Source organism: Kocuria gwangalliensis, from assembly GCF_039544365.1.
Lineage (GTDB): Bacteria > Actinomycetota > Actinomycetes > Actinomycetales > Micrococcaceae > Kocuria > Kocuria gwangalliensis.
In genome coordinates this window covers 146,978-159,301 of the sequence record NZ_BAABLN010000008.1, presented here as the reverse complement: position 1 = coordinate 159,301, position 12,324 = coordinate 146,978, and the positions used below count along the sequence as shown (strand labels likewise).

Sequence of the window (12,324 nt, the reverse complement as noted above, 5' to 3'; positions counted from 1 at the left end):
GCTAATCGACACGGTGCCACGGGCGATGTGGCCTGCCGCACACGTCAATTCTGGGGTGCGCGGACGTACTGTGAGATACTTGGCAACGGTCGGTACCCAGCCGTACATGGGAACCGGTCCGGCAGGACCTCCGATACATGGCGGATGGACCCGCGGCTCTCAACAGATCGAGCGCGTCCGTCCGGAGAAAGTTCGCAATCCCCAAGGATTATGCGACTCGGACATCCGCCGGCTTGCCACGAGCGTTCACGTCAGTCGGCGCACTCGGCAGGTACCACCATGACTTCCGGCGACCGCGTGGTGTCACACCACCGGTTCGACCGACCGAGCACACCTCGGACCCGGGTGCGGACGGTGTTCCGAGCAGGAGTACAACCTCACATGGAATCCGAACAGGACAACGCGGAACAGACGACACAGGAACAGGTATCTGCTGCGGAGCAGCAGACCACGGAGGCGCACACAGCCGCCGAGCAGCCCGCTCTTGAGCAAACCCCGACCGAACCCCAAGGCGACACCCAGGTAACCGACGAGCCGGACACGGCCGAGCCCCAAGACACCGCCGAATCCTTGGACACGGCCGAGCCCCAGGACACCGCCGAGGCCATGGAACCCGACACCGAGGACACGCCCGAGGCCGAGCCATCCTTCGGTGTGGGGGCGGGTCTGATGTTCCACGCTCCCGACCAGGATGAGATCCGTGCGGCCGCCGAGGCTGCCGCCGTTCGCCAGCGCGAAGCCGCCAAGGAGCGGGACGCCCAGCGTCGCCAGCCCCAGCAGCCGGACGAGGACGACACCGAAGAGGACGACTCCTCGGGCGCCGTGACCAGCCGGCGCAGGCGACGCCGTCGCCGCGGTGATGTGGACATGGAACTCGTGGACGAGTCCGACGGCACCGTCACCCGAGTCCGCGCGCCCCGCGTGAGCGAGAGCGGAGCCGATGAGGTCACCGGCGTCAAGGGATCCACGCGCCTGGAAGCCAAGCGGCAGCGCCGTCGTGAATCCCGCCAGTCGGGTCGCCGCCGCCACGTGATCACCGAGGCCGAGTTCCTGGCCCGCCGCGAATCGGTCGAACGCAAGATGCTCGTGCGCCAGAAGGAGAACCGGATCCAGATCGGTGTGCTCGAGGACGGTGTGCTTGCCGAGCACTTCGTCTCCCACACCCAACAGGATTCGCTGATCGGCAACGTGTACGTGGGCAAGGTGCAGAACGTGCTGCCGTCCATGGAAGCCGCGTTCGTGGACATCGGACGCGGCCGCAACGCGGTGCTCTACGCGGGCGAAGTCGATTGGGATGCCGCGGAGCTGGGCCACAAACCCCGCAAGATCGAGAACGCGCTCAAGTCCGGGGACTCCGTCCTGGTTCAGGTCACCAAGGATCCGGTGGGCCACAAGGGTGCCCGCTTGACCAGCCAGGTGTCCCTGCCGGGCCGCTACCTGGTGTACGTGCCGGGCGGTTCGATGACCGGCATTTCTCGCAAGCTGCCCGACGTGGAACGGCAGCGCCTCAAGAAGATCCTCAAGGACCGCCTGCCCGAGGGCGCCGGCGTGATCGTTCGCACCGCGGCGGAGGGCGCGTCGGAGGAAGAACTCACCAACGACATCAACCGGTTGCGCTCGCAATGGGAACAGATCCAGGAGAAAGCCGGGTCCACCAAGACCCTGGCCCCGGAAATGCTCTACGCCGAGCCGGATCTGACCATCAAGACCGTGCGTGACGTGTTCAACGAGGACTTCACCGCCATGGTCGTCCAGGGCGAGCAGGCCTGGGACAACATCGAGGCCTATGTGACCTACGTGGCCCCGGACCTGCTGGACCGGTTGGAGCAATGGAGCGATGACACGGACCTGTTCGAATCCTTCCGCGTGGAGGAGCAGATCCAGAAGGCCCTGGACCGCAAGGTCTACCTCCCCTCCGGCGGTTCGCTCGTGATCGACCGCACCGAGGCCATGACCGTGGTGGACGTCAATACCGGCAAATTCACCGGCTCCGGCGGCAACCTGGAGGAGACGGTCACCAAGAACAACCTGGAGGCCGCCGAGGAGATCGTCCGCCAGCTGCGGCTGCGGGACATCGGCGGGATCATCGTGGTCGACTTCATCGACATGGTCCTGGAGTCCAACCGTGAGCTGGTGCTGCGTCGCCTGGTCGAGTGCCTGGGCAGGGACCGCACCAAGCACCAGGTCGCGGAGGTGACCTCCCTGGGTCTGGTGCAGATGACGCGCAAGCGCATGGGCACGGGCCTGCTCGAAGTCTTCTCGGAGCCGTGCGAGGCGTGTGCCGGTCGCGGCGCGATCGTGCACGACCACCCGCTCAAGGGGCGCGCCGGGGATTCGGGCGCGGACCACCGCACCAACCGCAACGAGCGCAAACGCTCCAAGCACAAGCAGCAGCACCAGGGTGCTCAGCCGGGCGGATCGCAGGACAAGCCCAAGAACACCGGTAACGGTGGCAACGGCTCGGACAACGGCCACGCGGGCAGCGAGGAAGACTCCAAGGCCCGCGCCGAGGCGGCTCGCAGCGCACTGGCCAGTATCGCGGCGGCTTCACAGCACGACGACGACGCCGCGCCGGGTCAGCCGGGTGACGCCCAGTCCGCCGAGCGCTCCGGCGGCGAGGGCCAGGCGAAGGATCAGTCCGGTGCCCAGGACAACCAGGAACACGGTGATCAGGACGGCGATCGTCGCCGTAAGAAGCGTCGCGGCAAGCGCAGTCGTGGCCGAGGTCAGTCGGGTCAGGACGGCCAGGGCGAGGACGCGTCGTCAGCGGATTCCCAGGACTCGGCCCGCGGTGACCGCGGCCGGGAGTCGAACGACACGGGCGAGGGCCCTTCGTCCAGTCTCACCATTCATGGTGAGGTCATCGAGTTGCCCCACGGCAGCGCTCACCACGAGGAGCAGTCGCAGACCGGTCAGCAGTCATTCACGCTGGACTCGCTGACCGCGGCCTTCACGGAGGAACCCGCTCACGACGCAACCCGGGAGCAGTCCTCGGACGGGCAGCCGGCACGTGATACGGCCTCGCAGGAGCAGTCCTCGCGTGGCAGCCGCGGAGGCCGTTCGCGCCGGGCCCAGCGCCCGGCAACCAATGAGTCGCAACCGGGGGGCGCCAAGGCGGCCGTGGCACCCGCTGCGGAGGCGGAGATCAAGCCGGCCACGCGGCGTCGTTCCCGCCGAGCGTCCGCACCCGCGGCGGCACCGGGAACGGCCAGTGTTCGGACCCACGAGCCGGTTGGTACGGAGGAACCCGTCAAGCGGTTCACGGCCGATATCTCTCAGCAGAAGGCGCCCAAGGCCTCGGCTCAGCCCACCGTGGTGGGCGTGGGTGTGAAGGCCGAGGACATGAAGATGACGGGTGGCGCCACGAGCTGACACCGGTCACCGACCGCAAGACATGACATGCCACAAGGGTGCGGGAATCAGAACCCCGCACCCTTGTGGCATGATCTGTACCACTGACACGGGGTGCCGCACGAGCGGCTGAGATAACACCCGTTGAACCTGATCTAGCTCGTACTAGCGAAGGGAATGTCGTGCTGACTACGCATTCTGCTGTTCCAACCGTGCCCCGCGTCCTGTCGATCGCGGGCACCGATCCCACGGGCGGCGCCGGGCAGGCCGCCGACCTGAAGTCCATCGCCGCAATGGGCGGTTACGGCATGAACGTGATCACCGCGGTGGTGGCCCAGAACACCAAGGGCGTGATCGACATCCACACCCCACCCGTGCGGGTCCTCCGCGCCCAGCTCGAGGCCGTGAGCTCCGACGTGACTCTGGACGCGGTCAAGGTGGGCATGCTCGGATCGGTCGAGGTGATCGAGGCCGTGCGCGACTGGCTGGCCGAGGTGAAACCACCGGTGACGGTGCTTGATCCCGTGATGGTGGCCACGGCCGGTGGGCGATTGTTGCGGGCGGAGGCTCAAACGGCCCTGTTGTCACTGCTGCCGTTCGCCGACCTGATCACGCCCAACCTCCCGGAACTGGCCGTGCTGGCCGGTGCGGCGCCGGCTGGCACGTGGACCGAGGCCCTGAGACAGGGCCAAGACGTGGCCGAGCGGTTCGGCACGCGCGTCCTCGTGAAGGGTGGCCACCTGCCCGGAGCGCGAACCCCGGATGCTCTGCTCGAACCCGGGCGGGACGAGCCCGTGATCGTGTTCGACGATCCGCGCGTCGCAACGTCCAACACTCACGGCACCGGGTGTTCTCTGTCCTGCGCCATTGCCACGGTCGTGGCACGCACGGGGGACTGGGTGGGCGCCGTGAGCACGGCGCGCTCGTGGCTGCGCGGCGCGCTCGAACACGCCGACGGTCTCCACGTGGGACGGGGCAACGGCCCCGTACATCATTTCCACCATGCTCAGCATGTTCTGGTGGACACCGACTCCCACGGGCGATTCACGGATGCGCTCTGGCGCGATTGCGAGGGTGTGCGTGGTGAGATCGACACCCTGGACTTCGTTGCCCAGTTGGGCAACGGCACGCTGCCGTCCGAGACCTTCCAGTGGTACCTGGACCAGGACAGGCAGTACTTGGCTGTTTACTCACGTGCGCTGGCCGCGTTGGCCGCGGCGGCGCCGTCGGAATCGGCGCGCGCATTCTTCGCCCACGGAGCGGCGGAGGTCGTGACCGTGGAGTCTGCGCTGCACCGCACGCGGCTCCACGGTGCGCCCCCGCAGCCGGCGTCCGAGGTGACCAAGACGTATTCGGATTTTCTGCTGGCGGCCACGGGAAGTGAGACCTTCGCGGTGGGGGCCGCGGCAGTATTGCCGTGCTACTGGCTCTACGCGGCAGTGGGTGGCGCGCTGACGGAAAAGGCCCGCGCTGCCGGACTGGAACCGCATCCGTACGGCGATTGGCTGGCCACCTACAATGCTCCCGGATTCCACCTCGCGACCGAGCGGGCCAAGGACATCGTGGACCGGGCAGCCGCAACGGCAGACCCGGTTACCCGACGGCGCATGCGGGAGGTGTTCATGCGAGGCTGTGAGCTGGAGCTGCGGTTCTTCGCCGAACCCGTTCGACGCGCCGGGGCCCGCCCGTTTGCCGTAGCTTCCACGCATCGGGTATGCTAGATTTTCGGTGCCGGGTACCAGCGTGTGTGTGGACAGTTAAATCCACCGCGTCAGGCGGCACACTCGGGTTCACCTCCTGTTTGATGCGAAAGCCACGCTAGGCGCGGTCTGCTAGGACTGCCGCGACGTGATGTCTCGACATTCGTGGTCCTCCAGGTGTGTTCCCGACCCTTACACGTAGTCCATAGATGTCGAGAGAAGTGAGTTCCCAAGTGGTGTACGCGATTGTCCGCGCAGGCGGCCGCCAGGAGAAGGTTTCCGTTGGAGACCTCGTGACCCTTGACCGCGTCGCCGGTGAGGCAGGCAGCACCATTCAGCTTCCTGCGCTGCTGCTGGTCGATGGGGACAAGGTCACCTCCGATTCCAAGACCCTGGCCAACGTAAAGGTCACTGCCGAGATCATTGAAGACCTTCGCGGTCCCAAGATCTCGATCATGAAGTACAAGAACAAGACCGGGTACAAGAAGCGTCAGGGCTTCCGCGCCGAGCTGACGACCGTCAAGGTCACCGGCATCGACGCCTAAGTCACACCCTTTCCCGTACATTTGACACGAAGGTAGGCACACACCATGGCACATAAGAAGGGCGCGAGCTCCACTCGCAACGGTCGTGACTCGAACGCTCAGTACCTGGGCGTGAAGCGTTTCGGCGGTCAGACCGTCAGCGCCGGTGAGATCCTGGTCCGCCAGCGCGGCACCCACTTCCACCCGGGTCTGAACGTGGGCCGCGGCAAGGACGACACCCTGTTCGCCCTGTCCGCCGGCGCCGTCGAGTTCGGTACCCGCCGCGGTCGTCGCGTGGTCAACATCCAGACCGCCGAGTAATTGACTTTTGGACCTCCGGGTCCACCCGCTGTCCACGGGTTTCCCGTGGCCGGCAACCACTAAAGGGTGGGCGCAATACGCGCTCACCCTTTAGTCTTTCAACCAGAGGTGTTCGCTGTGCCCCTGAGGCAGCGAAGGCGCCGAGGACTTTAAGGAGCCCCGTGGCCAGTTTTGTCGATCGAGTCATTGTGCACGCTACTGGCGGCAATGGCGGACACGGTTGTGTGTCCGTGCGCCGTGAGAAGTTCAAGCCGCTCGGTGGACCCGACGGCGGCAATGGCGGAGACGGCGGTTCCGTGATCCTTCGCGTGGACGGCCAGTCCACCACGCTGCTGGGTTTCCACCACTCACCTCACCAGAAGGCCCCCAACGGTGAACCGGGTAAGGGCGATCTCCGCCACGGGTTCAAGGGTCAGGATTTGATCCTGTCCGTTCCCGATGGAACCGTGGTGAAGGACCGCCGGGGAAACGTCCTGGCGGACCTGCTGGGTGAAGGCACCGAATACGTGATCGCCAGCGGCGGTTACGGTGGTCTGGGCAACGCCGCACTGTCCTCCCAGAAGCGCAAGGCCCCCGGTTTCGCCCTGCTCGGCACGCCGGGCGCGGAACACGAGGTCGAACTCGAGCTCAAGTCCATTGCGGACATCGCCCTGGTCGGCTTCCCCTCGGCGGGAAAGTCCAGCTTGATCGCGGCGATGAGCGCGGCCCGCCCGAAAATCGCGGACTACCCCTTCACCACCCTGGTACCCAACCTGGGCGTGGTGCAGGCCGGCGACACACGTTTCACCGTGGCGGACGTTCCCGGTCTGATCCCGGGGGCCTCCCAGGGCAAGGGTCTGGGCCTGGAATTCCTGCGGCACGTGGAGCGCTGCGCCGCGCTGGTTCACGTGATCGACTGCGCAACCCTGGAACCGGGCCGTGATCCGCTCACGGACCTGGACGCCTTGGAGACCGAGTTGGCCCACTACGCCCAGGACATCCAGGACGAGAACCAGGACACCGTGCCCTTGACGGAACGCCCCCGGATGGTGGTGCTCAACAAGATCGATGTCCCCGAGGCCCGGGAGCTCGCGGAGTTCATCCGCCCGGATCTGGAGAAGCGCGGCTACCGCGTGTTCGAGGTGTCCACGGCATCACACGAGGGGTTGCGTCAACTCGGGTTCGCCATGGCAGAGCTCGTGGCGCAGGTGCGCACCGAGGATGAACCCGATGAAACCGACACACAGTCCCAGGTGGTGCGTCCGGAGCCCGTGCGTGGCCGTCGCGGCGAGAACCGCAAGGGTTTCACGATTTCCCGTGAGGACCGCGGGGGAGAACCCCTGTGGCACGTACGCGGTGAAAAGCCCGAGCGGTGGGTGCAACAAACTGATTTCAACAACGACGAAGCAGTGGGTTACCTCGCGGACCGTTTTGCCAAGCTGGGTATCGAGGACGAATTGTTCCGAACCGGTGCCCGTCCCGGTGATGCGGTGTTGATCGGTCCCGAGGACAACGGCGTGGTCTTCGACTGGGAGCCCACCATGGTGGGAGGCGCGGAGCTGTTGGGCGGCCCGCGCGGTACGGACTTGCGGTTGGACGAAACGAACCGACCTACGCGCCGTGAAAAGCGCGAACAGTTCTACGATCGCATGGACGCGAAGGCCGAGGCTCGTGCCGAGCTCGAGGCCGAACGCAAGGCAGGTGTCTGGACGGAATCAGTGGACCAGGCGCGCGGCCGTCACCTTGATCAGCGTCGACAGGATCTCCCCGAGCATGAGTGAAAAAATGACCACCGAGAAGATTGATGTCGCAGCCGTCGAGCAGGACGCGGCCAAGTCGGCCATGCAGCTGAGCACGGAGAACCGTGGGAAGAACCGTCGGTCTCCGATCACTGAGCCCTCCCAGCTGCCCCAGGCGCGACGCGTGGTGGTCAAGGTGGGGTCCTCGTCGCTGACCTCCGTCGAGAACTCCATTGACGAGAACGCGCTGCGCAGCATTGTGGACGCCCTCGGCGGCGCCAAGGCTCGCGGCACGGACATCATCTTCGTGTCATCGGGTGCGATCACCGCCGGTCTGTCACCGCTGGGTCTGGCCAAGCGGCCCAAGGACCTCTCCACCAAGCAGGCGGCCGCGTCCGTGGGACAGGGACTCCTGATCTCCCGCTACACCGAATACTTTGCGCGTTACGGGGTCACGGTGGGGCAGGTGCTGCTGACCGCCGAAGACCTCATGCGGCACTCGCAGTACAAGAACGCGCACCGCCAGATCGAACGCTTGTTGGACCTGGGTATCCTGCCCATCGTCAATGAGAACGACGCCGTGGCGACCCACGAGATCAAGTTCGGCGACAACGACCGCATTGCCGCGCTCGTGGCGCACCTGATCAAGGCGGACGCGCTGCTGCTGCTCTCGGACGTTGACGCCCTGTACACCAAGCCGCCCAAGGACGGCGGCGAGCGGATCGCTCGCATCGATGACCCGATCGCGGACCTGGAAGGTGTCGAAATCGGATCTGTCGGTCGCGTGGGTGTGGGCTCCGGTGGCATGGTGACCAAGGTGCAGGCCGCTCGCATCGCGGCGGCGTCGGGAATTCCCGCGCTGGTGACCTCCGCGGGCAATATCAACGAGGCCCTGGCCGGGGAAAACGTGGGCACCTGGTTCTCCACCACCGGTGGTCGCCGCAACGTACGGTTGTTGTGGCTGGCTCACCTCGCCGACATCAAGGGCACCCTCACACTCGACGACGGCGCCGTGGAAGCCATTCGTGGCAGGCGGTCACTGCTGGCCGCGGGAGTCAACGCGGTGAGCGGCACATTCACCGCCGGTGACCCCGTTTCCATGAAGGACCAGGACGGCAATGAGGTCGCCCACGGTTTGATCAACTACAGCTCGGACGAAGTGCCCGACATGCTGGGTAAGCGCACCGACCAGCTCGGTGACGAGTTCGGAGAGGACTTCGCCCGGGAACTGATCCACGTGGACAACCTGGTCACGCTGCGCCCACGATCCGCGCGCACCAAGCTCAAGTAGCCGCCCGCGTCCCATGTTTGAGAAGTACGCTGACACGACAGGCGCCCCCGGGCGTCGAACCGACCAACATCCAGGAGGAATTTTGGCCGAGAACACGTCAATACTGACCGCGCAGCAAACATTTGGGGCAGACCCCGTGGCGGGCGTCGGGCTCATGGCTGACGACGCGCGCCAGGCAGCTCGCGGGCTGGCGCGGGCCCCCCGCGCGTGGAAGGACCGCGCGCTGCTGCTCATGGCTCGGCGCATCGAGGAGCGCCAGGACGTGGTCCTGGAGGCGAACGGCAAGGATCTGGAACGCGGACGACAAAACGAGACGTCGTCGGCATTGTTGGACCGCCTCAAGCTGGACCCCGCCCGCATCAAGGGGCTCGCTGATTCCCTGCGTGAATTGGCGGCACTGCCGGATCCGGTGGGCACGATCGTGCGCGGGCAGACCCTCTCCAATGGACTGCGCATGCGCCAGATGCGCGTGCCCATGGGCGTGGTGGGTGTCATTTACGAGGCCCGCCCGAACGTGACTGTGGACATTGCCGGTATCGCCGTGAAGTCCGGTAATGCCGCCATGCTGCGCGGCGGTTCCGCCGCCCTGGAATCCAACCGTGCCTTGGTGGGTATCCTGCGTGACGCCCTCGCCGACGCCAAGCTGCCCGTGGACTGCGTGCAAACGGTGGATGACTACGGTCGCGACGGCGCGAACGCCCTGATGGGTGCCCGGGGCAAGGTGGACGTGCTGATTCCACGCGGTGGCCGTGGGCTGATCCAGTCCGTGGTCAAGAACGCCACCGTCCCGGTCATTGAGACCGGCGAGGGTAACGTGCACGTGTTCATCGACGAGTCCGCCACCCCGGAAATGGCCGAGAAGATCGCGCTCAACTCCAAGACGCACCGCACCTCCACGTGCAATTCCGCGGAGACGCTGTTGCTGCACTCCAAGTCGGAGGCCGGTCAGCGGGTGCTGGCCGCATTGGACAAGGCCGGTGTGAAGCTGCACGTGGACGAGCGGGCTGCCGAGCTTTTGCCCCCGGGTTCCGAGCACTTCCAGGCCACCGAGGAGGACTGGGAGACCGAGTACCTGGGCATGGACATGGCCGTCAAGGTCGTGGATTCCGTGGGCGAGGCCTTGGCTCATATTGCCAAGTACTCGACCGGCCACACCGAGGCCATCGTGACCAATGACCTGGCCAATTCGGAGCGTTTTGTCGCAGAAGTCGAATCCGCGGCCGTAATGGTCAACGCGTCCACCCGCTTCACGGACGGCGGCCAATTGGGTCTGGGCGCCGAGATCGGTATTTCCACCCAGAAGATGCATGCCCGCGGTCCCATGGGCTTGGAAGAGCTGACCACCACCAAGTGGGTTGTTCAGGGTGACGGCCACGTGCGCTCCTGACAAGTACCATGTAATCAACCGCCTCGGGGCGGATCGCACTGTTGACACCGGAACCGCCCGGTAGCAGAAGGGAAACCGCACAGACATGTTGCACCTGTTGAACAACGCCGCCCTGTCCGCCGAAGAGGGCGGACATCACGTGGTGAACGAACTGCCCATCCCCACGGAAATGTTCGGCGTGATTGCGTTCATGTTGTTCGTGCTCATGCTGATTGCAACGGTTTCCTTCTCGTCCCGCGGCAAGAGCCCGGAGGTCGGCGAATACGAGGATCCGGCGGAATTGCCCGCCCATGAGCGCGCCATGATCAGCGACCTCAATTCGCCGCGTCAGCACTGAGTCTCCGGCAACACTGACTGCGTGAATTCGAACGTTTCCTCAACCGTCGCAGAGGGCACTGAGCTGCACATCCCACCGCGCCAGCCGGGTAAGACCCGGCTGGGCGTGATGGGTGGCACCTTCGACCCCATTCACCACGGACACCTTGTGGCGGCCTCCGAGGTCGCATCCGTGTTCGACCTGGACGAAGTGGTCTTCGTGCCCACCGGGCAACCGTGGCAGAAGGCCGGCAAACAGGTCTCGGACGCGGAGCACCGCTACCTGATGACGGTGGTGGCCACGGCCTCGAACCCGCGCTTCACGGTGTCCCGCGTGGACATTGATCGCGAGGGGCCCACATACACGATCGACACGCTGCGCGATTTGTCGCGGCTACGCCCCGACGCCCAGTTGTTCTTCATTACCGGTGCGGACGTCATGGGCGAGATCCTCACGTGGAAGGGCACGGACGAGCTCTGGGATCTGGCCCATTTCGTGGGTGTCACCCGGCCGGGACACGAGCTGACCGCACCCAGGGGGTCGTCCAGCGTGTCCCTGCTGAACGTTCCCGCCATGGCAATCTCGTCCACGGACTGCCGCGCTCGTGTCGAGGAGGACAAGCCCGTCTGGTATCTGGTGCCGGACGGTGTGGTTCAGTACATCAACAAGTACGGTCTCTACGTCCACGATGAGCACACCTCGACCACCCTTCTCGCGGTTGACCGCGATACCGAGAACGGACCCCGAGAAACCACCAGGAGCACGTTGTGAGTGAGCCTCGGTCCGAAGAGGACAGGAGCCCGAATCCTGGGGAAGCACGGGAACCGGATGCGATCGAAGAGACCAGCCTGGAGACCTCGCACGGAGAATCCGGGTCGACGGTCGCTCCGTGGACCTCGGAGGTTCCCCGGGTGCCCGGACCGGCACCGGTGATCGACCTGGACGGCCCCACCGAAACCGGTCCGGTCAGGCCGTTGGGGCCGCGTCGGCTGGCGCGACTGCAACGGGAAATGGCCGAGCACGCCCAGGAGATCCACGAGGCCGAGCAATCGAACGCCGGGGCAGTGGATCAAGACCTGCTGCTGAAGCAGCAACGATTTGCGGAACTCGCCCTGCGCGCGGCCGCGGCCAACGAGCAGGACCGCAAGGATGCCCAGTCCGCCCTGCGGGCCCGTGACGCTGAACAAGGTGATGGTGCGGGGGCAGAGCCCAATCCCGCGGCGGGGGAGGAGACCATCACGGTATCCTTCCCCGAGTCGGCCACCGTGGGTTCGTCCCTGGCCGCGGACCCGTTGCGGGTTGATCCCGGGCACTTCCCTAGTTCTCCCCTTGCTGCCGCATCGAATCCGCACACCGTGACGATCAGTGTGGTTCCGGTGGCGTCCGCGCTCGATACGGCCCTTGACGGCGCGCAGGAGCGGCGGCAAGAACCCGCGCCGGCGGCGTCGTCCGGGAACAACGCGGAGGCGGAACCGGAGGCCCTACCGTCAAATGAGTCCCTCGATCCCGATCCCAGACCGTCGGAATCGGTCAGCGCCCCCGGTACACCCGTTCGTGCCGTGGACGCCCAGGGCCTGGACCTGCTCGAGGCCAAGGATTACAAACAACGATCCTGGGCCCTGGTGCCGCTGCTCGTGCTTCTGTTCCTGGTCATCGCCGCGCTCATCGCGGTGCTCATCATTTTTGTGCTCTAACGCTTTAGTCTCTGAAAGGACT

At 65.8% G+C, this 12,324-nt stretch carries 10 protein-coding genes and 1 riboswitch; all 10 genes read left to right on the top strand.

Translation table 11 applies throughout. From position 1 onward, the window contains the following. Positions 1 to 144 precede the first annotated feature (144 nt). Positions 145 to 3,372, top strand: a complete 3,228-nt coding sequence (locus ABEA06_RS04010) for an Rne/Rng family ribonuclease (RefSeq protein WP_425559487.1) — start codon at positions 145 to 147, stop codon at positions 3,370 to 3,372. A 79-nt stretch (positions 3,373 to 3,451) separates the two neighbouring features. Next, positions 3,452 to 3,546: riboswitch (TPP riboswitch) on the top strand. Further along, positions 3,534 to 5,072 carry a bifunctional hydroxymethylpyrimidine kinase/phosphomethylpyrimidine kinase gene (locus tag ABEA06_RS04005; RefSeq protein WP_345310637.1) on the top strand — a complete coding sequence of 513 codons (1,539 nt, stop codon included), beginning with the start codon at positions 3,534 to 3,536 and terminating at the stop codon, positions 5,070 to 5,072. (Overlaps the previous riboswitch by 13 nt.) Before the next feature lie 212 nt (positions 5,073 to 5,284). Further along, a complete protein-coding gene (gene rplU / locus ABEA06_RS04000) occupies positions 5,285 to 5,596 on the top strand; it encodes a 50S ribosomal protein L21 (protein ID WP_303383076.1) in 312 nt (103 codons plus the stop codon). 45 nt (positions 5,597 to 5,641) lie between these two features. Beyond that, on the top strand, positions 5,642 to 5,896 hold the full coding sequence (gene rpmA / locus ABEA06_RS03995) for a 50S ribosomal protein L27 (protein WP_190780252.1): 255 nt from the start codon (positions 5,642 to 5,644) through the stop codon (positions 5,894 to 5,896). A gap of 161 nt (positions 5,897 to 6,057) precedes the next feature. Further along, positions 6,058 to 7,656, top strand: coding sequence for a GTPase ObgE (gene obgE / locus ABEA06_RS03990; RefSeq protein WP_345310636.1), 1,599 nt, complete (start codon positions 6,058 to 6,060; stop codon positions 7,654 to 7,656). Continuing rightward, entirely contained in the window at positions 7,649 to 8,905 is a 1,257-nt protein-coding gene (proB, locus tag ABEA06_RS03985) for a glutamate 5-kinase (protein ID WP_303383072.1), read from the top strand. The genes obgE and proB overlap by 8 nt, the downstream gene beginning before the upstream one ends. Positions 8,906 to 8,987: 82 nt before the next feature. After that, on the top strand, positions 8,988 to 10,292 hold the full coding sequence (locus ABEA06_RS03980) for a glutamate-5-semialdehyde dehydrogenase (protein WP_345310635.1): 1,305 nt from the start codon (positions 8,988 to 8,990) through the stop codon (positions 10,290 to 10,292). Between the two features lie 85 nt (positions 10,293 to 10,377). Further along, positions 10,378 to 10,629 carry a hypothetical protein gene (locus ABEA06_RS03975; protein ID WP_345310634.1) on the top strand — a complete coding sequence of 84 codons (252 nt, stop codon included), beginning with the start codon at positions 10,378 to 10,380 and terminating at the stop codon, positions 10,627 to 10,629. Between the two features lie 21 nt (positions 10,630 to 10,650). After that, positions 10,651 to 11,379: a nicotinate-nucleotide adenylyltransferase gene (nadD, locus tag ABEA06_RS03970; RefSeq protein ID WP_345310633.1), complete on the top strand. Its 729-nt coding sequence runs from the start codon at positions 10,651 to 10,653 to the stop codon at positions 11,377 to 11,379. After that, positions 11,376 to 12,302 carry a hypothetical protein gene (locus ABEA06_RS03965; RefSeq protein ID WP_345310632.1) on the top strand — a complete coding sequence of 309 codons (927 nt, stop codon included), beginning with the start codon at positions 11,376 to 11,378 and terminating at the stop codon, positions 12,300 to 12,302. The genes nadD and ABEA06_RS03965 overlap by 4 nt, the downstream gene beginning before the upstream one ends. Positions 12,303 to 12,324 lie beyond the last annotated feature (22 nt).

What these genes read in the sequence shown, in the direction of transcription:
- rpmA (WP_190780252.1), top strand. Translation starts at nt 5,642, where the DNA reads ATGGCACATAAGAAGGGCGCGAGCTCCACTCGCAACGGTCGTGACTCG.
- ABEA06_RS03975 (WP_345310634.1), top strand. Translation starts at nt 10,378, where the DNA reads ATGTTGCACCTGTTGAACAACGCCGCCCTGTCCGCCGAAGAGGGCGGA.
- proB (WP_303383072.1), top strand. Translation starts at nt 7,649, where the DNA reads ATGAGTGAAAAAATGACCACCGAGAAGATTGATGTCGCAGCCGTCGAG.
- ABEA06_RS04010 (WP_425559487.1), top strand. Translation starts at nt 145, where the DNA reads ATGGACCCGCGGCTCTCAACAGATCGAGCGCGTCCGTCCGGAGAAAGT.